We start from the raw sequence: 25,473 nt of genomic DNA, 5'->3' as shown, positions 1-25,473 counted from the left end.
TCACTCCGCACGGCGAGCGCGCAGCGGGTCATGCCCGTCCCAGGTGCCCCGGCTCGCGTAGGGGGTGAAACGGGCGAACATCTCCTCGGCGTACCAGCCTTCGCCGCGCACGCGTCCGATGACGGTGCGGTGCGCGCCCGCGCGGTAGGCGAACCGCGTGACGGCGGTCTCGTCGTCCCACAGCGAGAAGGTCGCCTGCCGGGCCAGCGGCCACTCCCCCACCCCGATCGAGGCGAGGCAACCGTCCTCCCGGCGCAGTTCCCGGTCCACGTCCGGAACCGACCGGTAGAACGCCACCAGCCGGCTGGGGCGGATCGACGCCCTGGTCAGCACGGCCACCGGCCCGTCCCCGGCCGTCCTGGCGGGTCCGGCCCTCCTGACGGACGCCGCGGAGGGGCCGGCCGCGAAGGGATCGCGCCCGCCCCACCGGCCGCGGGAACCGAGCGGCGCGAGCCGCACATGCCAGGACTCCTCGGCCTCGTCCCCCCACCGTGCGGCCACCGGCGAGCGCGCGAGGAACTCCTCCAACGCGGGCTCCCCCTCCCACACCGCGAACAGCGCCCAGCGGCGCAGGTCCGCGCCCAGGCTCATGGACCGGCCGCGGCCGGTGCCCAGCAGCCGCCAGAACGACAGCCCGGCGGTGCGGCGCAGCAGCGGCCGGTCGAACGCCATGTGCCGCATGGCGTCCACACCCGCGTACCTGATGAGGTGGAACGAGGCGATGACCCTGGTATCGGCGGCTCCCGTGCTCGGCGCGTCCATCGGCGGCTACCTGCTCGGCTCGGTGCCGGTCGCGGTGCTCGTCGGGCGCGCCCACGGCTTCGACCCGCGCGACGTCGGCGACCGCAACCCCGGCTTCTGGAACATGATGGAGCAGCTCGGCTGGAAGGCCGCCGTGCCCGTGTTCGCCGGCGACATGCTCAAGGGCATGGCCGCGGGCCTCGTCGGGCTCGCCGTGGGCGGGGGCGTGACCGGGGCGCTCGGGACGGTCGCCGGCCCGAGCGTCCTGCCCGCGTACGCGGCGGTGGCCGCCGCGATGGCCGGGCATGCCTGGCCGGCGTTCGCGGGGCGGCGGGGCGGCCGCTCGATCCTCACCTTCGCGGGCGGCTTCGCGGTGATCTGCCCGCCCGCGTTCACGCTCGGCGCCGCGTTGCTGGCCGGGGTGGGCCTGGCGTCGCGCTCGTTCGCCTGGGGCACGCGCGCCGCGGTCTTCTCCCTGCCGGCGCTGCAGCTCCTCTTCGCGCCCGCCGAGCACGTCGCGGGCACCGGGGCGCTGATGTGCCTCATCGGGCTGCGCTTCGGTCAGGCCGCCGTGGCCGGGCGCCGCGCGTGACCGCCGGACCGTCGTAGGTCCGCCCCCGCCAGGTGCGCGACGGCCGCAGCGCCGACCACGTCAGCCGCACCGCGGTCAGGACGTCGAGGAACGGCGAGATCGCCAGGCCCGGGCCCGGCCGCACGTAGCTGCCGCGCAGCGCCGCCGTCAGGAGGAACCGCTGGGCGAGCAGGCCGAGGTCCAGCGCCGTCGGGCGCCCCTTCGCCAGCCGCATCACCGGCAGGGCGAGCGTCAACCAGACGACCGCGAGATCCGCTGCCAGCGCGCCGCTCCCCGTCACGTCCCGCAGGGAGATGGATCGTCCCCACTCGCGCCACACATCGGCCGCCGACTCGTGCATGTCGACTTCCAGCAGGGCGCCGGCGTCCCGGAAGGCGACCCGCCAGCCGTCCCGCGCGAGCAGCCGGCCGAGGGCGACATCGTCGGTGAGGTGGCCGCGGACCCGGGCGAACCCGTCGGCCCGCAGCATCGGGGCCCTGCGGAAGGCCATGCACTGGCCGTTGAGCAGGAGCCGGTCGGGCGATGCCGCGGCCGGGCCGATGGGGCCGAGCCGGTAGACCAGGCCGGCCAGGAACGAGGCGTGCAACGCCTGCTCGGCCACGCCGCCGCAGACGAACCTCGGCCCGGCCGACACCAGGTCGAAGGTGTCGAGCAGCGCCGCCAGCTCCGCGCACAGGCCCGGCTTCGGGCGCGTGTCGGCGTCCAGCAGGACCACGATCGGCCCCGCGGCGGCGCGCACGCCCTGGTCCAGCGCCCACTGCTTGCCGACCCAGCCGTCCGGCAGCGGTGCCCCGGACACGACCTCGGCGCCCAGCCGCGCCGCGAGCCGCGCCGTGCCGTCCCGCGACTCGTCGTCCACGACGATCACCTCGGACACGTCGGGATCGGCGAGCAGGGGCCGTACGCAGTCCTCGAGCCGGAACTCCTCGTCGCGCGCCGGGATCACCACGGAGACCGGCTCCGGAGGCGGGCCGGACTTCCCGGGCACGAAGGGCGCGGGGCGTTTCCGGCCGCGCGCCAGCCGGGCGGCCACCACCGCGGCGGCCGGCGCCTGGAGCGGTGTCAGCGTCCTCATCCCACCCGCACGTCCTTCCGCGCCGGGAGGTCCTGCTCGATGAGCGAGGCGACGATCCGGCCGCCCATCGCCACCAGCGGCAGCCCGCCGCCCGGATGCGCCGACCCTCCCACCAGGTACAGTCCGCGCCGCGGCCCCCGGTTGCCCGGCCTGCGGAACGGCGCGAGCACGCCCCGGTAGGGGGTCCCGTAGATCGCCCCGCCCCACGCGCCGTACCGGTCGCGCAGGTCGGCGGGGGTGAACGTCTCCACGAACCGCAGCCTCCCCGACAGGTCGTGCCCGCGGAGCGCCAGCCGTTCCAGGACCAGGTCGCGGTAGGCGTCCGGGCTCATCGGCCAACGGCCCGGATCGCCAGCGGGGACGTTGACCAGCAGCACCAGGTTCTCCGTCCCGGCCGGCGCCTGGGACGGGTCGTCCACCGCCGAGCAGCCCATGTAGATCGTCGGGTCCTCGGGCGGCGTCCCGCGCTCGAAGATGTCGCCGAACTCCCGCCGGTAGTCGGCCGAGAAGACGACGGAGTGGTGCGGCAGCCCCTCGGTGCGCCCCTCCACGCCGGCGAGCACCAGGAACGCCGACGAGGACGGGCCCAGCCGGACGATCCGGCGCGACCTGCGCCGATCCGGCAGCAACCGGCCGTACAGCGCCGCGGCGTCGGCGTTCACCACCACCGCGTCCGCGCTCGCCCGCTCCCCCGACGCCAGCACCACGCCCGTCACCGACGACCGGTCGGCGGCCACCTCCACGACCTCGCTGCCGGTCCGGACGTCGACGCCCGCCCCGATCAGCAGGCGGGTCAGGTCGTCGGCGAGCCGGGCCAGGCCGCCCGGCACGTACCAGCCGCCGTCCCCGTGCTCGATCGCCGGAACGCAGCCGAGCGCGGCCGGCGCCCGGTACGGGCTCGACCCGGCGTACGTCGCGTACCGGCCGACGTACTGCCGCAGCCTCGGGTCGCGGAAGAACCGGCGGGCCAGCCCGTCCAGCGTCCGGCCCGGCGCGACCGAGAGGAGGTCGCCGATCCGCGCCTGCTCGGGCCTGCGGCCGAGCGGCCCGGCGAAGAACGTCCGCCGCGACGCCTCCAGGCAGCCCGCCGCCCACCGGTAGAAGGCGCGCCACGCCTCCCCCTCTCCGGGAGCCAGCCGTTCGACCTGCGCAGCCATCCGGTCCGGGTCGCGGTAGGCGCGCAGTTCGGACCCGTCGGCGAAGCGGTAGCGGCACAGCTCGTCCAGCTCCAGCAGCTCCCGTGCGACGCCCAGCTCGCGGAAGATCTCCGGGAGGGTCAGCAGCGACGGCCCCAGCGAGAAGACGAATCCGTCCCGCTCGCGCTCGGCGAGCTTGCCGCCGAGCCGGTCCAGCCGCTCGTACACCCTGACCCGGTGGCCGCCCCGCGCCAGCAGCAGCGCGGCGGTCATACCGCCGACACCGCCGCCGACGACGATCACCTCGGCCATCGACGCCTCCCCGCCCGGACGGCGGACGCCCCCGTCGCCGCCCCGCCGGAGGCCGCCGCCTCCCGGTCCGCCGGCTCGCGCGCCGCCGGTAACACCGGTGTCTCCCCCACGCTCATCCCCCCGTAGATCGCGGCGGGTCCCGGACACGGCCGTCCCGTCCGCCCGGCGATCACCTCGATCATTCCCATGACGAGCGGAGACACCACCAGCGCGCCCGTACCAAATAGTTGGTTCAGTCAATCAACCATCGATAGCGTGCGGGCATGCCACCATGCGAGGCGGGAGTCACGCGCCTGACCGGGGCCCTGTTCGCGGTCCTGGAGCACATGCGGCGCGCGCGCAGGGCGATCCCCGACGCCGCGGCGCTCGCCGTCCTGCAGGTCATCGGCGCGGCCCAGCGGGACGATCCTCCCGGGGGCGTCCGGCCTTCGCAGGTGGCCGACCGGCTCGAGGTGCACCGCTCGGCTGTCACCCACCAGCTGCGGACGCTGACCCGGGCCGGGTACATCGCCGCGGCCCCCGACCCCGCCGACCGGCGCGCGTCCATCCTGACCCTCACCGATGCCGGGCGCGAGACGGTCGACCGGCTCACCCGGCAGGGCGAGGCCCGTTTCGCGTCCTTCGTCGCGGACTGGACCGATGAGGAGGTCACGGAACTGGCCCGCCTGCTGGAGAAGTTCCGCGCCTCCGCGCAGGCCGTCAACGAGAAGGCGCCCCCTTCCGGCGCACCTGGCCGGCGGAACCGCTGAGGACCGCGGTCGACGCGTCGCGCCGGCTCAGCTCTCCGGGGCGACCAGGCAGAGCGCGGACCACTGGTGACCGTCGGGGTCCGCGAAGCCGCGCTGGTACCGGCCGCCCTCGGTCAGGGGCTCGCCGACGGCCGAGCCCCCGGCGGCGAGCGCCTTGGCGGCCAGCTCGTCCACCTCCTCCGGCGCGTTCAGGCCGAGCACGAGGATCATCTCGGTGCTCTTGGCGGTGTCGGCGACCTCGTGCTGCGCGTAGCCGGCGAACGTGGGCTCCGCCAGCAGCATGACCTGGGTGCGCTCACTGATGATCACGGATGCCATGTCGGCGGTCATGCCGTAGAAGTCGAAGCCGAGGGCGGTGAAGAACTTCTTGGAGCGGTCGAGGTCCTTCACGGGGAGGTTCACGAACAGCGTCGTGGACATCGGCGATTTCCTTCCTTCGGGTTTCCGGTCGCGCCAAGTCTCCCGATCAGGAAATCCGCGGGCTTGCAGATCAGTGCCGGGCGGTTGACGATCCGTGCAGTGCTCGCGCGCCCGGCTCCAGAGAGGCGCGGCGGTACTCCGCCGGGGACGCCCCGTACGCTCGCCGGAACAGCCGGCTGAAGTGCGCCGGGTCCGGCAGCCCCCAGCGCGCCGCGATGCCGCTGACGGACTCTGCGGCCATGGCCGGGTCGGTCAGATCGCGGCGGCAGCGTTCCAGCCGCCGATGGCGGATCCACGCCGCGACGGTGGTGTCCTGCGACTCGAACAGCCGGTGCAGATGGCGCAGCGAGACGTGGTGCGCGGCCGCGATCATGCCGGGGCCGAGCCCGGTGTCACCGAGGTGCCGTTCGACGAAGGCGTGGACGCGCCGCAGCAGCACCCGCTCGCGGGTCTCCGGTACCAGCGCCGCGACCTGCGACGTCCGTTCGGCGATGGTCATGTCGAGCAGATCCATCACGACGGCGGGCAGCCGGGCGGCGCTCGCCGGGTCGTAGGTCCCGGCGTCCTCCGCCACCCTGCGCAGCAGCGGCGCGGCGAGCGCCGCGGTGCCGCCCTCCGCCGCGATCGGGACGGCGGCGAGCCGGCGCACCGCGTCCGCGGGCACGGTGAGCATCGCCCGGGCGAAGCTGAAGACCGCCAGCTGGACGGCCGAGTCGTAGACCAGCTCGTAGGGACGGGAGAAGTCATAGATCGCCAGGTCCCCGCCGCGGAGCCGCGCCGTCCGGCCGTCCTGGCCGAGCAGGACCGTGCCCGAGACGGCCAGCACGACCCGGTAGTGCTCGGGATCGTCCCGCCGGATCAGCCCCGGCGTGCGGTGCACGCTGTGCGGCGTCGAGGTCTCGATCCGGCCGACGCCGAGCGGCCCGAGCCGCACCGCCTCGATCTGTCCCCGCAACGGACGGTCCCGGTCCATCCGCACGTCCAGCGGCCCGAGCGTCTCGCACACGATGCTCAGCCAGGTGTCGGCCCGCCGCGCGGCGGGGACGTCACCGGCACGAATCAGGACCGCCAATCCCACCTCCCAGGAGAATCGCCATCGTAAGGCGGCCCAACGACACCCGGGTGAACCGGATGCCGCGACCGCCGATCCGGACGCCGCGCCGGGCGGCCTGGCACTCCCTCGCCCAGGACGCCGGTGACCCCGGCACGTCAACGGCTTCGACGGCGGTCCGCTCAGATGAGGGCGTCCAGTACGGCCAAGCAGAGCGGGCCATTCACGGAATCGGCCGGGATGAGCCGGTCGGCCTCGATGAGCAGGGCGGTCGCCAGCCCGCTGATGTCGCAATGGTCGTGCATCTCCTTGATGCCCATGCCCTGCCAGATCATCTGCAGTCCCTGGCTGTCGGACCTGTCAAGACGGCGGATCATCCACCACAGGCCGTCCATTCGGTACATCGCGTCGACTTCGTCGACCACCCCCAACCGCCAGGCTCGGGCGACCAGGCCGCAGACGGTGTCCCAGAAGGCCGGTACCGGCAGGTCTCCTATCTCCCGGCCGGCCTGCGCGGCGAGCCGCTCGACGGCGTCGGGGACGGCCGTTCCCGAGGTGGCGCCCGCTGCGGCGAGGTCGGCGACGGCCGGCCAGTCACAGCCGCAGGCCAGCAGGCTCCTCGCGATCTTCGGCCAGTCGTCCTCGTCCAGGAACCGGTCATCCCAGGAGGCCGCCAGGGATCGGACCACCTGTGCGGTGTGGAGCCTGTCCATAGGGTCGGAGCCTCCGCTGACGGAGCGTCGGGCACGCACGCCCCCGGGTCGCCAGTGTCTCAGGAGCCGTCCGCGCCAGCCGGCGCGAAGCGCACGGTGGCCAGTTCTCGCAGGCCGGAGAGGGTCAGCACGGGCTCCAGGAGCGGCGGGGCGATCAGCTCGAGGAGTCCGGCATGGGCGAACAGGACGCTCAGCCCGGCGCTGTCGAGGTACTCGACGGCGGTGATGTCCAGGACGAGGCGGACTCCGTCGCGGCGCGCCGCGTCCAGGGCGGCGGCGAGGGCGTCGCTGTTGCTCATGTCGATCTCGCCGGAGGCCGTCACGAGCGATGTCCCGTCCGGCCGATGGACGGTCGTGAGCGTGAGAGGTGTGGTCATGAGCCAATCCGGGTGTGCATCTGGACGGTGGTGCCGCTGGGCCCGGGCGTGATCGTGAGCTGGTGCGTCAGCGCGCGCATGAGGGTGGTGCCGCGTCCGCGGTCGCGGCCGGTCCCCGGGCGGGGCGGCTTCCAGCGGCCGGTGTCGGTGACGGTGAGGCGGAGCTGGCCGGCGAAGGCCTCGGCCCGCAGCCGGATCGTGGGCACGTCGCCGCCGCCGGGGCGGCCGTGCTCGACGGCGTTGGCGCAGGCCTCGCCGGCGGCGACCAGGAAGCCCTGGGCGGTGCGGCGCGGTACCCGGCACTGGGCGAGCCAGCCGCGCAGCGCGTCCCGGACGGGCGCGAGCTGCGAGGACTCGGCGGGGAAGGTGACGTCCAGCGGGGCCGGATGCCGGTACAGCATCAGCGCGACGTCGTCGTCGTAACCGTCCGGCGGGGCGAGGCTCACCATGATCCGGGCGGCGAGATCGTCGATCCCGTGTTCGCGGAAGTCCTGGACGGCACGGCCCGCCCGTTCGATGCCCTCGGTCAGTGACCTGCGGCGCCGTTCCACGAGCCCGTCGGTGTACAGCAGGACGGTGGCCCGTGCGGGAATGGTCGTCTCGGCGTCGGATCGGGCGCCTCCCAGGGAGACGGCGATCGGGACGGACCTGCCGCCGTCCAGCAGCCGGGTCGTCCCGTCGGGCAGCGCGAGGATGCCGGGCGGGTGCCCCGCGCTGGAGTAGGTGAGGTCGCCGGTCGCGGGATCCAGGACGCCGCAGAAGACGGTGGAGCAGTGGGCGCCGGGGACGTCTCCCGCGAACCGGTCGAGGGCCGTGAGGGTCCGCGCTGGGCTGGCGTCCTGCAGCAGCAGGGCACGGCACGCGCTGCGCAGCTGGCCCATGACGGTGGCCGCCTCCAGCCCCCGGCCGACGCAGTCGCCCACGATGATGCCGATGCGGCCGTCGGGAAGGGTGAAGGTGTCGTACCAGTCGCCGCCCACTTCGAGCGGCCGCGCGGCGGGCTCGTAGCGGACGGCGAAACCGTCGGGCAGTTCGGAGGGGCCGAGGATCGCGCGCTGCAGGGCGAGGGCGGTCTCACGCTGCTGGTCGATCTGGTGGGCGCGCGACAGTCCCTGGGCGAGGTGCGCCGCCAGGAGGGTCAGCAGCAGCCGGTCCTGGTCGGTGAAGGGGCGCCCTTCGGTCAGCTCCAGCCAGAGGACGAGGGTGCCGCGGGGATGTTCGAGCGTGATCGCGGTGGGGTGCTCGGCGACGGGCGTGAGCGTCGGGTGCTCGCGCAGGCCGAGCAGCTCGGCGCGGCGCTCCTCGGGCAGCGCCTCCCAGGTCAGCTCCGCGTCGGTGGACGTCAGCTCGGGGGCGCCGCCGGTGACGAGGACGGCCAGCGCCCGGTCGGCGCGCCACAGGTCCCGCAGCTCCTCCAGCGCGCCGGCCAGGGCGTCGGGCAGGCTCACGGCCCCGGCGAGGCGCATGCCGAGGGCCACCTGGGCGCTCTCGCGCTGGATGGCGTAGTGGTCGGCCGTGACGTCCCGGAAGGTGCCCACGATGACGCGCCGCCCGGTCTCGGGGTCGCGGACGTAGGTGAAGGCGGCGCTGACCCAGACCCGGTGCCCGTCGCGATGGGTGACCGGGACGGTGCAGCCGCCCCGCTCCCCCTCGAGCAGGTCGGCGAAGGCGTCCGCGACGAGCCGGTGCGCCTCGGCATCGGTGCTCTCGTCCGGCCACCACGGTTGCAGCGGCGGATAGGGCAGCCCTGCGGAGTCGTAGCCGAGGAGGTCGGTGAACGCCCTGTTGATCTCGATGACGGCGCCGTCGTCGTCGCAGACGAAGAACGCCTCCTGCAGCGAGTCCACCAGGGCCGTGCGCCAGCGGACGTGGTGGTTGCGCAGCCGCGCCAGCTCCACGCTGGCCCGCACCCGGGCCAGCAGTTCGGCGGCGGCGAACGGCTTGACCAGGTAGTCGTCGGCGCCCGCCCGCAACCCGTCGATCGACGCCTCCTGCCCGGCCCGGGCCGACAGCAGCAGGACCGGCACCGCCGCGGTGCGCTGGTCGCCGCGCAGCGCCGCGACGAGCCCCAGCCCGTCGAGGCGGGGCATCATCACATCGCTGACCACCATGTCGAAGGCCCCCTCGCGGGCCGCCTCCAGGGCGGCGCGGCCGTCGGCGACCGCGCTGACCTGGTAGCCCGCGCCGCGCAGCAGCCGGGCGAGGTACTCCCGCATGTCGGCGTTGTCGTCGGCGACGAGCACCCGCGTCGGCGTCGCGGGCGCGGCGGCTGAGGCCGGGCCCGGATCGGTCTCCGCCATGCCGGCCGGGGCGCCGTCCCCGTCGCCGCCCTGCTCGGCGGGAAGCCACCGCAGCACCTCCTGGACGTACGGGTCGGCGCTCATCGACGCCACCGCCGGACGGCCGGGCGGTGCGACGGCGTCGGCGGGCAGGTGGGCGGTTCCGAAGGGCAGCCGGATGGTGAAGGCGGTGCCCTCGCCCTCGCCGCTGGCGGCGGTGATGGTGCCGCCGTGCAGGCCGACGAGCTCCTTGACGAGCGCCAGGCCGATCCCGCTGCCCTCGTTGGAGCGGGAGCGGGCGTTCTCGGCACGGTGGAACCGTTCGAACAGGCGCGGCATCTCCTCCGCGGGGACGCCGACGCCGGTGTCGGCCACCGTCACCTCGGCGCTCCCGCCGGCCGCGCGCACGCCGACCCGGATCGACCCGTCGAAGGTGAATTTCAGGGCGTTGCTGAGCAGGTTCAGGATCACCTTCTCCCACATGTCGCGGTCGACGTAGACCGGTTCGGGGAGCGGGTCGCACTCGACGGCGAAGTCCAGGCCGGCCCGGTCGACGGCGGAGCGGAAGACGCCGGCCAGCTCGGTGGTCACCGCGGGCAGGTCGACCGGCTCGTAGCGCGCCTGCATCCGGCCGGCCTCGATGCGGGAGAAGTCCAGCAGGGTGTTGACGAGCCTGCCCAGGCGGAGCCCGTTGCGGTGGACGGCGTCCAGTTCCTGGCGCACCCGCTCATCGGCGCCTTCCAGCCGGGCGCGAAGCTCCTGCACGGGGCCCATGATCAGGGTCAGCGGGGTTCGGAACTCATGGCTGATGTTGGAGAAGAACGTGGTCTTCGCGTGATCGAGTTCGGCCAGCTCCTCGGCGCGCCGCCGCTGCGCCTGGTAGCTTCGGGCGCCGGCGATCCCCGCCGCGACGTGCCCCGCCGCCAGCTCCACGAAGCCGCGGTACGCCTCGTCCAGCGGCCGGTACGGGTTCAGCGCGGCCACCAGGAACCCGTAGGGCGCGCCCCCTTGCCGCAGCAGCGGGACCGCCAGTGCCTGGCTGGGCGGCCGGGTCCAGTCGCCGGACGGCAGCACTCCGAGACCGGGGTCGTCGAGCCGGATCAGCACCGGTTCTCCCTGTGCCAGCACCGCGGCGGGCCAGACCGCGTCCCGCTCGTCCACCGGGATCCCGGCGGGGGCCGCCGGATGCCCCGCGTCGACGCCCGCCGACCCTGCGAGCCGTGCGGTCCCGTCGCCGAGCAGGTAGGTCAGCGTGAAGGGGAGGTCCTTGCGGTTGAGGCCGAGTTGCCGGTGCGCGAAGGCCAGCGTCTCCTCCTCGGTGCGGATCACGCTGGGGTCGGACCCCAGGTTCCGCAGCGTCGTCATCCGGCGCTCACCGATGACGCGCTCGGTCTCCTCGTTCACCACGCACAGCATCCCGACCACTCGCCCCGTGTCGTCGCGCAGGGGGCTGTAGGAGAAGGTGTGGTACGTCTCCTCCGGGTATCCCGACCGCTCCAGGAAGAGCAGCAGCGCCTCGTCCCAGGTGGCCCCTCCCGTGCGGAGCACCTTGTCGATGCGGGGGCCGATGTCGTTCCAGATCTCGGCCCACACCTCTCCGGCCGGACGGCCCAGCGCCCACGGGTACTTGCGTCCGAGCGTGTCGCGCCGATAGGCGGAGTTGCAGAAGAAGGTGAGCTCCGGCCCCCAGGCCATCCACATCGAGAACCGGGACGACAGCAGGATGTCGATCGCCGTCCGCAGGCTCTGCGGCCAGCCGTCCGGCGGTCCGAGCGGCGTCGCCGTCCAGTCGACCGCGGCGAGATCCCGGCCGATCTCGCCGTCCGCCGAGAACACGCCGGCGCCGGCGGCCGAGGACGCATCGCGCCCGGACTCCTCACGTCCGGCGCCCCCGGAATGCTTCACCGCGCCCTCTCCCGCTCAGGCGAACCTCTGCGGCTCGCCGGCTTGCCCGAGGCGCGGCGCTCCGTGCGTCGCGCGCCGTCCATCAAGGTCGCAGTTCTAGCAATAAGTCCCCCAAAAATAGGGTAAAGCGGTCTCGTTTATCGAACTAATCAGGAGGTCGATCCGGATCGCGATGCGCGAGGGCGGCGGAACCCGCTCGTGCTCTCCCCTGCCCCATCCGGACTGTACGGGGTGGACGGTCCGCCGGCGAACATCCCTAAACTGCTCACGGAACAGGTCCCGAGTTCTGTGACGCCAGCGCACCGTCGGCCTTCTCCGTGACCGCACGCCCAGCACCAGCCGTAGAGGAGTCCCCTCGGTGACCAAGCAAGGCCTCACCGTCACCCTCTCCCCCGAGGGGTCGGAGCACCCCGTTCTGCGCGTCGCGGGGGACCTCGACTTCCACACCTCTCCCCGCCTGCGCGAGGCACTGGAGTCGGTGACGTTCGCGGCGGGCGGCGGCGTCGTCCTCGACCTGTCGGGACTGGCCTATTGCGACTCCACGGGCGTCACCGTGCTCGTCGCCGGCTATCGCCGCGCCCAGGCGGCCGAGAGCCGGATCCTGTTCGCCGGACTGAACTCCGACCTCCTCCAGATGTTCCGGATCCTCGGCCTCGATCAGGCGTTCTCGTTCTATCCCGATCCGGACGAGGCCGTCGAGGCGCTGCGCCGGCACTGATCCGGCCGACGCGGCCGGCGAACGCGCGCACCCGGACACGCTGAGTGACGCTCCGGGGTGCCCGGACTTATGCGACACCGGACACATACTTGCCCGATGGCAAATATTCGTACCGGCGGGTACTGTTCAGCTCGTCCAGTGTTGGACCAGTTGATGCAGTGATGGGAGCGCGCCTGGTGAAGGATGGTTCGGTGGATCACGTGGCAGGACTGCTGCGGTCGGAGCGGGAGGGCGTGCTCGAGCGGTGGGTCCAGGTGACCACGGAGGGTGTCCGGGGCCGAATCACCGAGCGCGAGCTGCGCACGGAGCTGACCGAGCTCTACGGGCTCGTCGAGGCGGCCGTCGCCGATCGGGACGGGTCGGCCGGCGGCGAGCTGCAGGCGGCCCTGGCCGAGATGTCGCGCAACCGGGCCCGGCAGGGCTTCAGCCCGACGGAGACCGCGATCAGCGTCTTCTCCCTCAAGCAGGCCGTGCACGAGCGCGTCGAGGCCGCCGGCGACACCGCGGCCTACGGCGAGTTCATCAGGTTCTCCTCGTTCATCGACGATCTCGGGCTGCAGACCTTCGAGACCTACGCCGCCACGCGCGAGCAGGTGATCGCCGACCAGGCCGAGCAGCTGCTGGAGCTGGCCACGCCGGTGGTGAAGCTGTGGGACGGCATCCTCGGCGTCCCCCTGGTCGGGACCCTGGACTCCGCCCGCACCCAGGTGGTGATGGAGACGCTGCTGCAGATGCTGGTCGACACCGGGTCGCAGTACGCCGTCATCGACATCACCGGGGTTCCCGCGGTGGACACCGAGGTCGCGCAGCACCTGCTGAAGACGGTGATGGCGGCGCGGCTCATGGGCACCCATTGCGTCGTGTCGGGCATCCGCCCGCAGATCGCGCAGACGATCGTGGCGCTGGGCATCGAGTTCGGCGACATCGTCACCAAGGCCACGCTCGCCGACGCGCTGGAGTACGCGCTGGACCGCAAGGGCATCCGCGTCGTCGGCGGGGAGAGCACCTGATGGAGCGGGTGCCGATTCTCAAGATCGGTGAGGTCCTGCTGGTGTCCATCCAGGTGGACCTGCAGGACCAGACGGTGCTCGCACTGCAGGAGGACCTCGCCGAGCGCATCGTCGCGACGAGGGCGCGCGGAGTGATCATCGACATCACCGCGGTGGACATCGTGGACTCCTTCATCGGCCGGATGTTCGCCACCATCGCCGCGATGTCGCGGCTGATGGACGCCGAGACGGTGGTGGTCGGCATGCGCCCGGCCGTGGCGATCACGCTGGTCGAGCTGGGCCTGTCCCTGGGCGGCATCCGCACCGCCCTGGACCTGGAGCAGGGCATGCGGGTGCTGGGCGCGCCGCTGCCGTCCATCGGCGCCGACGCCCTGGACGGGCGGTGACGGCCTCCGGCGAGGAGGCGCCGCTGCGCTCCAACGACGACGTGGTGCGGGTGCGGCAACTGGTGCGCGTCGCGGCGTCCGCGGCGGGCATGTCCCTGGTCGACCAGACGAAGATCGTCACCGCGGCGAGCGAGCTGGCCCGCAACACCCTCGTCTACGGCGGGGGCGGTGCGGTGAGCATCGAGCAGGTCACCAACACCGGCGGGCGGGCCGGCATCCGCATCACGTTCCGCGACGAGGGGCCGGGCATCGCCGATGTGGACCTGGCCCTCACCGACGGCTGGACGAGCGGGAGCGGGCTCGGGCTGGGCCTGTCGGGCGCGCGCAAGCTCGCCGACGAGTTCGAACTGGACACCGAGGCCGGTCGGGGCACCACCGTCACGGTGGTCAAGTGGGCGCGTTGACCGGCGCGGGCCCCGAGGGCGGCGCCCCGGCGGGCGACGCGTTGTGGATGCGGGTCGAGGAGCGGAGCGCCGCGGCGGGCGCGCGGCGGCGCGCGACCGTGCTCGCCGAACGGCTCGGGTTCACCGGTGAGCGCCTCGGCCAGGTCCAGCTGGCCGCCACCGAGATGGCCACCAACCTGATCAAGCACGCCCGCGAGGGCGAGATGATGGCGCGGATCGCCCGGCACGGGACGTTCGCCGAGCTGGAACTGCTCAGCATGGACCGGGGCCCGGGCATGGCCGACGTGCCCGGTTCACGGGTGGACGGCTACTCCACCAGCGGCACGCTGGGCATCGGGCTCGGAGCGATCGACCGGCTCGCCGACCGCAGCGGACTGCATTCGGTGCCGGGCCACGGCACGGTCCTGTTCGCCCGTTTCCACCAGCCCGGCGGCGGCGCCGTGCCCGAACCGGCGTTCTGCGGGCTGACCAGGCCGATCGACGGCGAGCAGGAGTGCGGGGACGCGTACGCCGTCCGCACCGAGGCCGGGGTGGTCTACGTCATGCTCTGCGACGGCCTGGGGCACGGGCCGCTGGCCGCGCGGGCCTCGCGGGAGGCGGTCGACGCGGTGCGGAGGATGGCGCTGCCGGCGCGGCCGGCGGAGATCCTGCGGCACGTCCACCAGCGCCTCTCCTCGACGCGCGGCGGCGCGGTCGCCGTCGCGGCCGTGGACCCGGCGGCTCGGCAGGTGCGTTTCGCCGGGCTCGGCAACGTCGCCGCGTGGACCGTCGGCTCCGGCCGCCGGCGCGGCATGATCTCCGTGCCGGGCATCGCCGGGGCGCAGGCCAGGACGTTCCGCGAGCACGTCTACGACCTGCCCGCCGGGGCGGGCGTGGTGCTGCACTCCGACGGGCTCACCGACCGGTGGGACGCCGCTCTGCAGCCCGATCCGTCCGGCCACGACCCGCTCCTGGTCGCCGGGGCCCTGATGCGCGACGCAGGGGTCCGCCGCGACGACCGGTGCGTCGTCGCGGTGGTCCCGCGGGACGGCCGGTGACACGGTGATCGCCGATCTGCTGCGCATCGAGATCGCGGACGAGGAGGGCGTGTTCGCCGTCCGCCAGGCGGGCCGGCGGGTGGCCGGCGCCGTCGGGCTGGACCCGCAGGACCAGGTCCGGGTGGCCACCGCGCTCAGCGAGGTCGGCCGGGACCTGTTCGCGCACGCCGGCCGGGTGATGGTCGCCTTCCTGCTCGACCAGGGGACGCGTCCCGGCCTGCTCGTCGAGCTGAGCCTCCGGCTACGGCCCGGCGCGGAGAGTTTCGCACCGGGGACCGCGGCCGCCGCCCGCCTGGTGGACCTGGTGGCGGTGGACGACGGCGACGACCACCTGCTGGTCAGGATCCGCAAGGACCTGCCCGCGTCCGCGGCGCCGGCCTCCGAGTCCGCCCTGGCCGGCCTGCGCGCGCAGTTGGAGCGCCTTGCGCCGGTCTCCGTCCTGGACGAGCTGCGCACGCAGAACGCCGAGCTCGTCCAGGCATTGGAGGAGGTGCGGTCGCAGCGCGAGGAGCTGCGCGCGTTGAACGCCGAGCTGGAAGAGACCAACCGCGGCGTGATGGCGCTGTACAACGAGCTGTCGGAGGAGCTGGAGAAGACCAACCGGGGGGTCGTCGCGCTGTACGCCGAGCTGGAGGAGAAATCCGACCAGCTCCGCGAGGCCGGAGAGGCCAAGAACCGGTTCTGGGCCACCGTCAGCCACGAGCTGCGCACCCCCGTGAACGGCATCATCGGCCTGGCCCGGCTCCTGCTGGACCCGGCCGCCGACCCGCTGACCGGCGAGCAGCGGCACCAGATCTCCCTGATCGCCGACACCAGCGACACCCTCGTCGCCCTGGTCAACGAGCTGCTGGACATGGCCAAGGCGGAGCGCGGGAAGCTCGAACCGAATCCGGCCCCCGTGGGCGTCCCGAGCCTTCTCGCGCGGTTGAGGGAGCTGCTGGCGCCGATGGCCGAGGAGTCCGCGCTCACGCTGACCGTGGACGACCGGCTCGCCCCGCCCGTGCTGGTCACCGATGAGGTGATGCTGACCCGGATCCTGCGCAACCTGCTCGCCAACGCGCTGACCTTCACCCCCGAGGGCGAGGTCCGCCTCACCGTCGGCACCGCGCCCTCCCACGTGGAGTTCAGCGTGGCCGACACCGGCGTCGGGATCGCCCCCCAGGAGCAGGAGCGGGTCTTCGAGGAGTTCTACCAGGTCCCGGGCAACCGCCGGGGAGGGACGGGGCTGGGGCTGCCGTACGCGCGGAGGCTCGCCCGGCTCCTCGGCGGCGAGCTGCGGCTGGAGAGCACGCCGGGACAGGGCACCACGGTGACCCTGCGGCTGCCCCCGCACCGGCCCCTGCGGGAACTGGCGCTCGGCCACGTCCTGATCGTCGACGGCGAGGAGGCCGCGCGCCGGATCCTGCGCGGCCTCGTCCAGGACGCGGCCGCACGGGTCAGCGAGGCCTCCGACGTCCGGTCCGCCTCGGCCGTGGTCGCCTCCGCTCCCCCCGACCTGGTGCTGCTGGACGCCCGCCTCTGCGGCACCGGGGACGTCCCGCCGCTGGACGCGCTGCCGGACGCCACCACGGTGGTCCTGCTCACCTCGGTCGACGCGGCGACCGTGCCGGGAGCCCGTCCGGAACGGGCCGACGCGGAACTCGGCAAGGATCGCCTCGGCCCCGAGATGCTGGCCGACGCCGTGCAGCGGGCGCGGACGCGGAGGTCCCGCGACAGGGAGGACGCCGATGACCGCTGAACACTGCACCACTCTGGTCGTCGACGACATCGACACCAAGCGCTACATCATCGGCAGCTGGCTGCGGCGCGCCGGGCACACCGTGGTGGAGGCCTCGACGGCCGCGCAGGCCTGGGAGCAGCTCGCCGCGCACCAGGTGGACCTGGTGATCCTCGACGTGCGCCTGCCGGACATGAGCGGGATCGAGGTCTGCGAGCAGATCAAGGCGGCGCCGCAGACCGCCTCGCTGCCCGTCATCCACATCTCGGCCTCGGCGGTCGACGTCACCGACCGCACCCACGGCCTGCGGCAGGGGGCCGACGCCTACATGGTCGACCCGATCGACCCCGGCGAGTTCATCGCCACCGTCGACGCCGTGCTCCGCTACTACCGGGCGCGCCGGAAGGCCGAGCGGACGGCCGAGCGGCTCGCCGTGTTCACCCGCACGTCCCTGGCCATCAACGCGGCGGAGAGCTTCGACCGCCTCGCGGAGGTGGCGGCGTGCGGGGCCTTCGAGGTCTTCGGAACGCCCACGGCGGTGTTCATCATGCCTCCGAACCGGCGACCCCGGCGAACCGCGTGCCTCGACGGCGACCCCTGGCACCGGGACTTCCCCTCTGGCCTGTTCGACTGGCTGGCACGGCGCACCGGCCTCCGGGACGCCACGGGAACGGAGGTCGTGCGGATCCCCGCGGACGACTGGCGGGCCGCGCTTCCCGACACCGCCGCCGAAGGCGACGTCGTGGTGGTGATGTCGCTGGTGAAGACGGGCCGCCCGCCGATCTGCATCGCGATCCAGGCGCCGGACGCGATGGACGAGGACGACACCAACCTGCTCCGCCAGCTCGGGCAGACGCTCGCCCTGGCGATGGAGGCGATGCGCTCCTACAGCGAGGAGCACCTCATCTCGCTGACCCTGCAGCGCAGCCTGCTCCCCGAGACCCGTCCCGCCATCCCGGGCTGGACGTTCGCGGTCCGCTACGAGCCGGCCAGCGACCAGGCCGAGGTCGGCGGCGACTTCTACGAGGTGCTGGAACAGGGCGACCATGTGCTCGTCGCCATCGGCGACGTCCAAGGGCACTCGCTGCACGCGGCCACCGTGATGGCCGAGATCCGCCATGCGCTGCGCGCCTTCGCCGACGAAGGCCACGACGCCATCACCATCCTCGGGCTCCTCAGCCGGGTCCTGCAGCGGTACCACGACAACGAGACCGCCACCATGTGCCTGATGACGCTCGATCCGCGCACGGGCGCGCTGCATGTGGCCAACGCCGGGCACCTGGCACCGCTCTACATCGACGGGAACGGGGCCCGGTACGGCAAGGGGGGCGGCATCCTGCTCGGATTCCCCGTCGAGAGCGTCGGGAGCGAGCAGGTCGAGGTGCCGCCGGGCGGCACCGTCGTCCTCATCACCGACGGCCTCATCGAGGACCGCGGCATCTCGCTGTCCGACAACCTCGAACGGCTCGCCTCCGTCGCGGCCGACGTGGACGACGACCTCGAGGAGTTCAGCGACCGGGTGATCTCCGAGTTCGGTCCCCGCGAGGACGACGTCGCCTTCATCGCCCTGCGCCGGGCCCTCTGACCGGGCGGGTCACCCGCTCTCGTGCCCGGGCTCCATGGCGGGCAGCGAGCGGAAGGTGAGCGGCGCGGTCCCCGCCCCGGCCCTCACGTCCACGGGGTCGAGCAGGAAGCCGATGTGATCGCCGAGTTCGGTGCGCTCCAAAACGCGGCCGACGAGGTGGCGGCGGGCGTCGGTGAGCAGGGGGACGTCTTCGGGCCCCGGCCGCCACGAGCAGCGGGCGAACTTGTCGACCTCGTCGCCCGTCCGTTCTCCGAACAGGGCCGCCAGTTCCCGCTGCTCCTCGTCGAGGACGTGCACGGCCAGCACCGTCGCCGCCCGGGCCACCCGGTACGTGCGGTTGCGACGGGAAAGGCAGACGAGGAACCTGAACGGCTCGATGCTGGTCTGCGTGGCGAACCCGACCAGGCAGCCCGCACGCGCGCCCGTGCCGGGATCGACGGCGGTCACCACGAACATCGGGTAGTCGAACCCGGCGACGAACTCATCGGCGTCCACCGCACCAGCCTATGTCCGGGACCGTGCAGAGCGCCGTCGACGACGCTCCGCCACCGCCGCGTCGCGGTCACGGATTCACGCTTCCCGGTCATCGTCAGAAACGCTTGCCTTCCTCCCGGGCCCGTGCGTGGGCTTCGCGGCGTCCCGTCTCGGCGTCGGCGGTCGCGAGGTTGGGACGGAACTGCACGGTGGCGATGTCCGTGATCCCGGCCCAGCGCAGCCAGTCCTCGAAGAACGTGCTCTGGAAGTCGGAGCCGAAGCCCGGTCCCCGGCCGTCGCCGTAGACGGCGCTCGTGTAGACGACGGCCGCCTTCTTGTCCCGCAGGAGGCCGGTGTAACCGTGCTGGGCGTCGAAGCCGAAGACCCAGCCGGGCTGCGAGACCACATCGATGAACTGCTTGAGGATGTACGGCACGCCCGCGTTCCACATGGGGACGCTGAACAGGTAGCGGTCGTAGGAGTCGAAGCGCTCGAAGACGGCGCGGGCGGCCTCCCAGGCGCGTTCCTGGGCGCCGGACGGGTCGGCGCCTCCGAAGACGGTCATCTTGGCTCCGGCTCCGGCGGGGCCGAACTCCGGGAGTGTGCCGTCCCAGAGGTCGTGGTGGTCGACGGTGTCGCCGGGGTGGCTCTCCCGGTAGGCGTCGAGGAAGGCGGTGGCGAGCGCCAGCGACTCGGAGGACGTTCCGCGCGGCGAGGCGGAGACGTGCAGCAAACGGCTCATGACCTGATCCCTTCAGTAAGCGGACCGCAGTCCGCATCTCTCTCCGGGAGATTAACGGACCACGGTCCACTTAGCAAGAGGCGGCGGCTCGACGACCGGCCGCGGAGGGGGACCGCTACCGGCCGTACCGCTCGGCGCAGGTCATCAGGGCGCGAAGAAGTCGATGAGGGCGTCGGCGATCCGGCCGGGTGCGTTCTCCGTGGGAATGTGGTCCGCCCCCGGGATGCGAACGAGCGCGGTCCGCGGAATCTCACCGGCGAACCTCTCGGCGTACTCCACCCTCTCGAAGCCGTCGTCCTCGCCCCAGATCAGCAACTTGGGCGTCGTGGACCGCCGCAGCGCGGGGACGAGGTCGAGGGTGTAGCGGCTGTCGGCCGCCACCGCCATCGCCAGCCAGGAGCGGCGGACCCGCGGGTCGGTCCACGGGTCCGCATAGTCGGCGATCAGTTCCTCGGTGGCGGCACCGGCCAGCGCCGCCGCCACGGCCCGCCGGCGAGCGGCGAGGAGTTCTCCGCCGGTGGTCGCCGCGGCTACCTCCGGGTCCCGGAACCTCGCCACGTGGGGCGCCGGCCAGGAGTCGTAGAGGACCGAGTTCACCAGGGCCAGCCGGGGCACCTCCAGCAGATCGTGGACGAGGAGGTGCTGGGCGACGGCGCCGCCGATGTCATGGCCCGCCACGGCGATCGGCCCGGACAGCCCCAGCGCGGAGGCGAATCGCGCCACCCACTCCGCCAGGGCCGGAACCGTCGCGGTCTCCGCGGTGAGCTCGCCTCCCGAGCGCCCCAGCCCGGGGAGGTCGACGGCGAGGGGCCGCAGCCCCGCCTTCGCGAGCCGGCCCACCACCGGAAGCCAGACCCGACTCCAGTACGTTCCGTGCAGCAGCAGCACCGCCGGGCCGTCCCGCCCGGCGGTCAGGTAGCTGGCGTCTTCGCCGTCGACCCGCACCGCGGTCCTCAGCACGTCCATTCCCGTCGTCTCGCTCATGGGACCACTGTGCTTCGGGCCGGCCGCGCGACCGAGAGTCCAAAAAGACATCCATGGGTAGATTCGTGCCATGGACCGTCATCGGGTGGTGGCCCTGCTCCATCCGCCCCAGTCGCCCTTCGAACTCGGCTGCGCCACCGAGGTCTTCGGCAACGCCCCCCCGGACGTGCCGGCCCGCTACGACTTCCGGATCTGCGCCGAGCGCCCCGGCCCGCTGCGGACGACCACCGGTTACGCCATGCTCGTCGACGCGGGACTGGAGGCCCTGCCCGAGGCCGACACCGTGATCGTCCCTGGCTGGCAGCCGGCCGGCGAACCGGCGCCGCCGGCCGTGACCGAGGCGCTGCGGACCGCCCACCGGCGCGGGGCGAGGATCGTCGCCATCTGCACGGGTGCGTTCGTCCTCGCCCAGGCCGGACTCCTCGACGGCCGCCGCGCCACCACCCACTGGCGCCACACCGCCCGTCTCGCCGCCGCCTTCCCGCAGGTGCAGGTGGACCCGGACGTGCTCTACGTCGACCACGGCGACGTGGCGACCAGCGCGGGAACCGGCGCGGGCATCGACCTGTGCCTGCACCTCGTGCGTTCCGACCACGGCGCGGCGTACGCCGCCCAGATCGCCCGGAACATGGTGCTGCCGCCGCACCGGGAGGGCAGCCAGCTCCAGTACGCCGCACGACCCGTCCCGGCCAGGGCGGACGCGTCGCTGGCGCCCCTGCTGGAGTGGGCCGCCTCCCGGCTCGGCACCCGGCTGACCGTCGCCCGGCTGGCCGAACGCGCCGGACTGTCGAGCCGGACCCTCGCCCGGCAGTTCACCGAGCAGCTCGGCACCAGCCCGGGACAGTGGCTGCTCGGCCGCCGCCTCGACGCGGCACGGGTGCTGCTCGAGCAGACCGACCTTCCCGTGGAGGCCATCGCCACCCGGGTCGGACTCGCCTCGGCGGTCAATCTGCGCCGCCACTTCCGGGCGCACCTCGGCACCACGCCCGGCTCCTACCGGCGTACCTTCAGCGAAACCCGCTGACAGCCGCAGGGCCAGGACGGCGCCGACCGCCGAGCGGCGACGGGCGCCTTTCGACGATCCGTGGACGGCGCCTGCCGGCCATCGGGAATGATGTCCTTGTGCGTGGATCTTTGACGGTCGCCGTGGCCCAGCCCGCCTGTGACGAACTGGACGTCGTCCACAACGCCAGCCGCCAGGCCGGGGTGGTGCAGCGTGCCGGTGCGCGGCTGGTGGTCTTCCCGGAGCTGTCGCTGACCGGTTACGACCTCGCGGCTCCCGCTGTGGCCCCCGACGACGCGCGGTTGGATCCGATCAGGGCCGCATGCGACAGCACCAACGCGATCGCACTGGTGGGCGCTCCGGTGCGGGAGGCCGATGGGCGCGAGTACATCGCAACGCTCGCCGTCACGGGCGAGAGCACGACGGTGGCGTATCGGAAGATGCACCTTCACGGTGAGGAGTTCCGCCGTTTCACTCCCGGCGAGAAGCCGGAAGTGCTGGAGATCGACGGATGGCGGCTGGGCCTGGCCATCTGCCGGGACGCGGCGGTGCCGGAGCACGCGGCCGACACCGCGGCGTTGACCATCGATGCTTACGTGGCCAGCACCCTGTACGGGCCGGGACCGGAACAGGCGGCCCGCCGGGACGAGCACATGCGAGACCGGGCCGCCACGCACGGCGTCTGGGTCGTCCTGTCCACCGCTGCGGGGCCGAGCGGCGAGTACCGCGAGACATCCGGTGGTTCCGGCGTCTGGGCACCGGACGGGAACGTGCTCGTCCAGGCCGGCGCAGAGCTCGACGCCGTGGTGGGCGCGGCTCTCCGCTGACCCCTCACGGCGGAGCGCGACGGCACCCCGGACCCCGGCGTGCGACCGCATGCGCCGGACGCGGCGGACGCGGCGCGGGGCGGTGCCGGGTCCACGGTTCAGGCGCTGGTAAGAGATCGGGTGGAGGCTTGGAGGACGTCGCCCAGGGCCGCGCGGGCCTGGGCGAGGTCGGCTATGCGGGAGTCCAGCTCGACCATCTGGGTTCTGAGGTGGTCGAGGACGCAGGCCTGCACCTCGGTGCCGTCGCCCGCGAAGCAGGGCATGATCTCCCGGATGACCCGGGTGGGGAGCCCGGCGGCGAGCAGGGCGCGGATGCGGGCCACCGCCGTGGGGGCCTCGGGCCCGTAATGGCGGTGGCCGCCCGGGCTGCGCTGAGAGGCGAGCAGCCCTTGGGCCTCGTAGTAGCGCAGGAGGCGGACGGACACGCCCGTCCGGCGGGACAGCTCCCCGATCTTCATGTGACCCACCTCATGGTCGCGCGGCTTGAACCTCACACGGATGTCACATCCTACGTTGATCGCATGACGACGACTTCGGCCACATCAGCGCCCGTTTCGCTCTACGGATTCCTGACCCCCAAGCCGGGGCACGCGGACGAACTCAGGAGACTCCTGTCGGATCTCGTCGAGCCGTCCCGGGGACACGAGGGCAGCCTCCAGTACCACCTGCACGAGCAGGAGGACGGCCGGTTCTTCCTCTACGAGGTCTGGCGTTCGCAGGAGGACCTCGACCGGCACAACGCGACGCCGCTGCTGCGCGCCTTCATGAGCGAAGCGCCCGAGCACATGGAAGGGGCCCCCGAGGCCTACTTCGGCGCGATGAGAAGCCCCTACCCCGGCGGCGCGGCCTGACCGGCGTCCTGTTGCGCCTCGGCGAGACCCCGGCCCGCCGCAGCGGGCCGGGCTGGGGGCTTGGCGGCCCCCGTCACCGGGGGCAGGTGACGGGGACGCGGGCTCGGGCGGCGAGGCGGTCAGGCGAGGCGGACTCCCCCTGCGAACGGGCGGCCGGCGATCGGGGCGATCTTGACGACGTCGCCGGTCTGCGGGGCGTGGACCATCTTGCCGTTGCCGATGTACATGCCCATGTGGTGCAGGTCGCTGTAGAAGAAGACCAGGTCACCGGGCTTGAGCTGGCTCTGGCTCACATGGGTTCCGGCGCTGTACTGGCTCCCGGTGTAGTGGCCGAGGCTGATGCCGACCTGGGCGTAGGCGTACAGGGTGAGGCCGGAGCAGTCGAAGCCCTTGATGTTGGCGCCTTGGGCGGTGCCGTAGCTCGGACCGGACGCGGTCCCGCCGCCCCAGGAGTAGGGAACCCCGAGCTGGCTCAGTGCGGCCCGCACCGCTCCCATCGCCTTGGCCGAGGCCCCTCCCGAGTTCACGCTGGGGATGGAGCCGGGCCGCGATCCGGTGCTGGAGTAGGTCCCCAGCTGGCGTTCGACCTTCTTGAGCTTGACCTGGAGTTCCCGGCGCTTCTTCTTCGCCTCGTCGGTCAGCCGGCGGACCTGGCTCGCGCGCGCTTCGGCGGCCTTGCGGGCGCGCTCGGCGCCCTGCATCGTCTGCAGCAGCTGGACGATGCGCGTGTTGTCCTGGCTGGCGAAGTAGTTGAGCGCCGCCGACCGGTCCAGCACGGCCTGCGGATCACCCGCCGAGGCGAAGCTGATCGCGGGGTCGACCGGGCCGTTCTTGTAGGCGTCGGCGGCGAGCTTCGCCATCCGGTCGCGCACCTCGGCCAGCGTCTTCTTCTGCCGGTCGGCACTCGTCTCGGCGACCGCGGCGGCCTTCTGGGCCTGCCGCAGCCGCTCGCGCAGCCCGTTGTACTGCTCGCTGAGCTTCTCGGCCTCGTCGGCGAGCTTCTTCTGCTGCGCCGTCAGCTCCTTGCGCGTGGGCTTGGGCTTCGCCTCGGCGGGGACCGGCGTCAGGAGCCCGAAGGCGAGCACGGCCGAGGCCGTCCACGCCGTGCTCGTGGTGATCCGGCGGCGGGCTGACGTTCTGGTACCGGCAGCTCGTCGCTGCATGCGCTGTCCTCTCCGGTGATGCCTCGGCGCGGTCATCGGCCGCCCCGGCGGGGGCGCCTCACCATGACCTCCTACGGAGCGTAGGAGATACCGTGCTCATGCGCCACCCGAGTACCAGATTTCACTCGATAGCCCGACATGCCCCTCAGCAGGTCGTGGACAGCTCCGCGATCGCCACGGCTCCCACCAGGAGAGGCGTGGCGACGGCCGCCGCCGCGAAGGCGCAGGCGGCGAGGCGTACGGATCGGCGCGCCTGGACGGGGGCGGCCGTCTCCAGCCGCAGCACCCGCTCGACCAGCGCGGCCGGCCCCGACTCCCCTGCCGCCCCCAGCGCGCCCGCCACTCCGGGGACGGCGGAGAGCCGGCACAACGCGTCGACCAGCGTCCGCCTGCCGCAGGCGCTCGCGGCGGCGTCGTCGGCGGCCATCTCGAGCAGGAGCGGCAGCCTCGACTTCGCGCGCCGGACCGTCGGCAGCCACGGCAGGAGCGCATGGACGACGTCCAGCATGAGCAGCAGCGCGTGGTGCCGCTGGCGCAGGTGGGCGCGCTCATGGGCGAGGACCGCGCCGAACTCCTCGTCGGTGAGCGCTTCCTGCGCACCGGTGCTGACCACGATCGCCCGCTGACGGGCGGGAAGGGAGTACGCCACCGGGACGGGGTGATCGAGCACCAGGACGTCGGCATGCCGGCCGTGCTCCCGGGCGACCAGGCGCAGCATCTCCCGATGCCGGCGGCGGTGGCGCACCGCACGGCCGAGCCGCGGGAGGCCGCTCGCCAGCCGGGAGAAACAGGCGGTCATCAACACGAGGGTCGCGGCCGCCGCCGAGATGACGGCCAGGGATCCGTGGTGGGGCAGGCAGTCGCGCAGCCACTCCAGGAGACCGTGTCCCGGCCCCGGCGGCGAGATGAGCGCGACCACGACGACGGCCGTGTTCGCGATGACCGTCCCTGCGAGGGCCGCCGTCCAGCAGGCGATGGCGGCCGCCGGCCCGACGGCCGGCCGGCGCAGCCGGTCGAGCACCGGCCCCGCGAGGAATCCCAGCAGGACGGCCGACGCGATCAGAGCGAGCACCGAGGGAAGCATGCGGTCAGGCCTTGTCGCCGGAGGCCCGCCGGCGCAGGACGTCCAGCAGGTGCCGGGCGTCCTCGGGCGGGACGCTCTCGGCGAACCTCGCCAGGATCGCCCCATGGTCCGGGGCATCGGTGAGCACATCGAGCATCA

At 73.3% G+C, this 25,473-nt stretch carries 26 protein-coding genes; 12 read left to right on the top strand and 14 right to left on the bottom strand.

Annotation, left to right across the window (positions count from 1 at the left end):
• Nucleotides 1-762 carry a spheroidene monooxygenase gene (locus J4557_RS44575; protein ID WP_243777351.1) on the bottom strand — a complete coding sequence of 254 codons (762 nt, stop codon included), beginning with the start codon at nucleotides 760-762 and terminating at the stop codon, nucleotides 1-3.
• Between J4557_RS44575 and J4557_RS44570 the strand changes: the two genes are divergently transcribed.
• Nucleotides 722-1,333: a glycerol-3-phosphate acyltransferase gene (locus J4557_RS44570; RefSeq protein WP_208273219.1), complete on the top strand. Its 612-nt coding sequence runs from the start codon at nucleotides 722-724 to the stop codon at nucleotides 1,331-1,333. The two genes, J4557_RS44575 and J4557_RS44570, sit on opposite strands and share 41 nt — an antisense overlap.
• Here J4557_RS44570 and J4557_RS44565 read toward each other — a convergent pair.
• Both J4557_RS44565 and J4557_RS44560 read right to left on the bottom strand, forming a co-directional pair.
• Nucleotides 1,284-2,408 (bottom strand): glycosyltransferase family 2 protein, encoded by a 1,125-nt coding sequence (locus tag J4557_RS44565; RefSeq protein ID WP_208273217.1) that lies wholly within the window; start codon nucleotides 2,406-2,408, stop codon nucleotides 1,284-1,286. The two genes, J4557_RS44570 and J4557_RS44565, sit on opposite strands and share 50 nt — an antisense overlap.
• Nucleotides 2,405-3,856, bottom strand: a complete 1,452-nt coding sequence (locus J4557_RS44560; RefSeq protein WP_208273215.1) for a phytoene desaturase family protein — start codon at nucleotides 3,854-3,856, stop codon at nucleotides 2,405-2,407. The genes J4557_RS44565 and J4557_RS44560 overlap by 4 nt, the downstream gene beginning before the upstream one ends.
• A 263-nt stretch (nucleotides 3,857-4,119) precedes the next feature.
• Here J4557_RS44560 and J4557_RS44555 point away from each other — a divergent pair, with 263 nt between their 5' ends.
• Nucleotides 4,120-4,605 carry a MarR family winged helix-turn-helix transcriptional regulator gene (locus J4557_RS44555; protein WP_208273213.1) on the top strand — a complete coding sequence of 162 codons (486 nt, stop codon included), beginning with the start codon at nucleotides 4,120-4,122 and terminating at the stop codon, nucleotides 4,603-4,605.
• Nucleotides 4,606-4,632: 27 nt separating this feature from the next.
• Here the strand turns inward: J4557_RS44555 and J4557_RS44550 are convergent, their stop codons facing one another.
• From J4557_RS44550 to J4557_RS44530, 5 genes are all read right to left on the bottom strand, one after another.
• Nucleotides 4,633-5,025, bottom strand: coding sequence for a VOC family protein (locus tag J4557_RS44550; RefSeq protein WP_208273211.1), 393 nt, complete (start codon nucleotides 5,023-5,025; stop codon nucleotides 4,633-4,635).
• A gap of 70 nt (nucleotides 5,026-5,095) precedes the next feature.
• Nucleotides 5,096-6,097 carry an AraC-like ligand-binding domain-containing protein gene (locus tag J4557_RS44545; RefSeq protein ID WP_208273209.1) on the bottom strand — a complete coding sequence of 334 codons (1,002 nt, stop codon included), beginning with the start codon at nucleotides 6,095-6,097 and terminating at the stop codon, nucleotides 5,096-5,098.
• 161 nt (nucleotides 6,098-6,258) lie between these two features.
• On the bottom strand, nucleotides 6,259-6,789 hold the full coding sequence (locus J4557_RS44540; RefSeq protein WP_208273207.1) for a hypothetical protein: 531 nt from the start codon (nucleotides 6,787-6,789) through the stop codon (nucleotides 6,259-6,261).
• A 59-nt stretch (nucleotides 6,790-6,848) separates the two neighbouring features.
• Nucleotides 6,849-7,166, bottom strand: coding sequence for an STAS domain-containing protein (locus J4557_RS44535; protein WP_208273205.1), 318 nt, complete (start codon nucleotides 7,164-7,166; stop codon nucleotides 6,849-6,851).
• On the bottom strand, nucleotides 7,163-11,350 hold the full coding sequence (locus J4557_RS44530) for a SpoIIE family protein phosphatase (protein WP_208273203.1): 4,188 nt from the start codon (nucleotides 11,348-11,350) through the stop codon (nucleotides 7,163-7,165). The genes J4557_RS44535 and J4557_RS44530 overlap by 4 nt, the downstream gene beginning before the upstream one ends.
• A 358-nt stretch (nucleotides 11,351-11,708) precedes the next feature.
• Here J4557_RS44530 and J4557_RS44525 point away from each other — a divergent pair, with 358 nt between their 5' ends.
• The 7 genes from J4557_RS44525 to J4557_RS44495 all read left to right on the top strand — a co-directional run bounded on the left by J4557_RS44525 (nucleotide 11,709) and on the right by J4557_RS44495 (nucleotide 18,207).
• Nucleotides 11,709-12,068 carry an STAS domain-containing protein gene (locus J4557_RS44525; protein ID WP_208273201.1) on the top strand — a complete coding sequence of 120 codons (360 nt, stop codon included), beginning with the start codon at nucleotides 11,709-11,711 and terminating at the stop codon, nucleotides 12,066-12,068.
• 191 nt (nucleotides 12,069-12,259) lie between these two features.
• Nucleotides 12,260-13,078, top strand: coding sequence for an STAS domain-containing protein (locus J4557_RS44520; protein WP_307800567.1), 819 nt, complete (start codon nucleotides 12,260-12,262; stop codon nucleotides 13,076-13,078).
• Nucleotides 13,078-13,464 (top strand): STAS domain-containing protein, encoded by a 387-nt coding sequence (locus tag J4557_RS44515; RefSeq protein ID WP_208273197.1) that lies wholly within the window; start codon nucleotides 13,078-13,080, stop codon nucleotides 13,462-13,464. Before J4557_RS44520 ends, J4557_RS44515 begins: the two co-directional genes overlap by 1 nt.
• Nucleotides 13,461-13,868 carry an ATP-binding protein gene (locus J4557_RS44510; RefSeq protein ID WP_208273195.1) on the top strand — a complete coding sequence of 136 codons (408 nt, stop codon included), beginning with the start codon at nucleotides 13,461-13,463 and terminating at the stop codon, nucleotides 13,866-13,868. The genes J4557_RS44515 and J4557_RS44510 overlap by 4 nt, the downstream gene beginning before the upstream one ends.
• Nucleotides 13,856-14,905 (top strand): ATP-binding protein, encoded by a 1,050-nt coding sequence (locus tag J4557_RS44505; RefSeq protein WP_307800566.1) that lies wholly within the window; start codon nucleotides 13,856-13,858, stop codon nucleotides 14,903-14,905. The genes J4557_RS44510 and J4557_RS44505 overlap by 13 nt, the downstream gene beginning before the upstream one ends.
• Nucleotides 14,906-14,909: 4 nt before the next feature.
• Complete coding sequence (locus tag J4557_RS44500) at nucleotides 14,910-16,643, top strand: ATP-binding protein (RefSeq protein ID WP_208273193.1); 1,734 nt, start codon at nucleotides 14,910-14,912, stop codon at nucleotides 16,641-16,643.
• Nucleotides 16,633-18,207: a SpoIIE family protein phosphatase gene (locus J4557_RS44495; RefSeq protein WP_208273187.1), complete on the top strand. Its 1,575-nt coding sequence runs from the start codon at nucleotides 16,633-16,635 to the stop codon at nucleotides 18,205-18,207. The genes J4557_RS44500 and J4557_RS44495 overlap by 11 nt, the downstream gene beginning before the upstream one ends.
• Nucleotides 18,208-18,216: 9 nt before the next feature.
• Here J4557_RS44495 and J4557_RS44490 read toward each other — a convergent pair whose 3' ends face one another.
• From J4557_RS44490 to J4557_RS44480, 3 genes are all read right to left on the bottom strand, one after another.
• Complete coding sequence (locus tag J4557_RS44490) at nucleotides 18,217-18,702, bottom strand: flavin reductase family protein (RefSeq protein WP_307800565.1); 486 nt, start codon at nucleotides 18,700-18,702, stop codon at nucleotides 18,217-18,219.
• A 94-nt stretch (nucleotides 18,703-18,796) separates the two neighbouring features.
• Nucleotides 18,797-19,423, bottom strand: coding sequence for an FMN-dependent NADH-azoreductase (locus J4557_RS44485; protein WP_208273186.1), 627 nt, complete (start codon nucleotides 19,421-19,423; stop codon nucleotides 18,797-18,799).
• Between the two features lie 144 nt (nucleotides 19,424-19,567).
• Nucleotides 19,568-20,407: an alpha/beta fold hydrolase gene (locus J4557_RS44480; RefSeq protein ID WP_243777350.1), complete on the bottom strand. Its 840-nt coding sequence runs from the start codon at nucleotides 20,405-20,407 to the stop codon at nucleotides 19,568-19,570.
• A gap of 70 nt (nucleotides 20,408-20,477) precedes the next feature.
• On the opposite strand from J4557_RS44480, the gene J4557_RS44475 reads away from it, so the two are divergent.
• Together J4557_RS44475 and J4557_RS44470 are read left to right on the top strand one after the other, a co-directional pair.
• Nucleotides 20,478-21,431, top strand: a complete 954-nt coding sequence (locus J4557_RS44475) for a helix-turn-helix domain-containing protein (RefSeq protein WP_208273185.1) — start codon at nucleotides 20,478-20,480, stop codon at nucleotides 21,429-21,431.
• Nucleotides 21,432-21,541: 110 nt separating this feature from the next.
• A complete protein-coding gene (locus J4557_RS44470) occupies nucleotides 21,542-22,237 on the top strand; it encodes a carbon-nitrogen hydrolase family protein (protein WP_243777349.1) in 696 nt (231 codons plus the stop codon).
• A gap of 98 nt (nucleotides 22,238-22,335) precedes the next feature.
• Here the strand turns inward: J4557_RS44470 and J4557_RS44465 are convergent, their stop codons facing one another.
• Nucleotides 22,336-22,695, bottom strand: a complete 360-nt coding sequence (locus J4557_RS44465; RefSeq protein ID WP_208273183.1) for a MerR family transcriptional regulator — start codon at nucleotides 22,693-22,695, stop codon at nucleotides 22,336-22,338.
• Nucleotides 22,696-22,758: 63 nt separating this feature from the next.
• On the opposite strand from J4557_RS44465, the gene J4557_RS44460 reads away from it, so the two are divergent.
• Nucleotides 22,759-23,088 carry a putative quinol monooxygenase gene (locus J4557_RS44460; protein WP_208273182.1) on the top strand — a complete coding sequence of 110 codons (330 nt, stop codon included), beginning with the start codon at nucleotides 22,759-22,761 and terminating at the stop codon, nucleotides 23,086-23,088.
• A 119-nt stretch (nucleotides 23,089-23,207) separates the two neighbouring features.
• On the opposite strand, the gene J4557_RS44455 is transcribed toward J4557_RS44460, so the two are convergent.
• The gene (locus tag J4557_RS44455) at nucleotides 23,208-24,251 is read right to left on the bottom strand and encodes an NlpC/P60 family protein (protein ID WP_208273180.1); all 1,044 of its coding nucleotides are present in this window, start codon (nucleotides 24,249-24,251) and stop codon (nucleotides 23,208-23,210) included.
• A gap of 145 nt (nucleotides 24,252-24,396) precedes the next feature.
• Nucleotides 24,397-25,323, bottom strand: coding sequence for a M56 family metallopeptidase (locus tag J4557_RS44450; RefSeq protein WP_208273178.1), 927 nt, complete (start codon nucleotides 25,321-25,323; stop codon nucleotides 24,397-24,399).
• Nucleotides 25,324-25,473 lie beyond the last annotated feature (150 nt).

The sequence above is a fragment of the Actinomadura nitritigenes genome (assembly GCF_017573545.1).
Taxonomy (GTDB): domain Bacteria; phylum Actinomycetota; class Actinomycetes; order Streptosporangiales; family Streptosporangiaceae; genus Spirillospora; species Spirillospora nitritigenes.
This window is presented reverse-complemented; position numbering and strand designations above follow the sequence as displayed.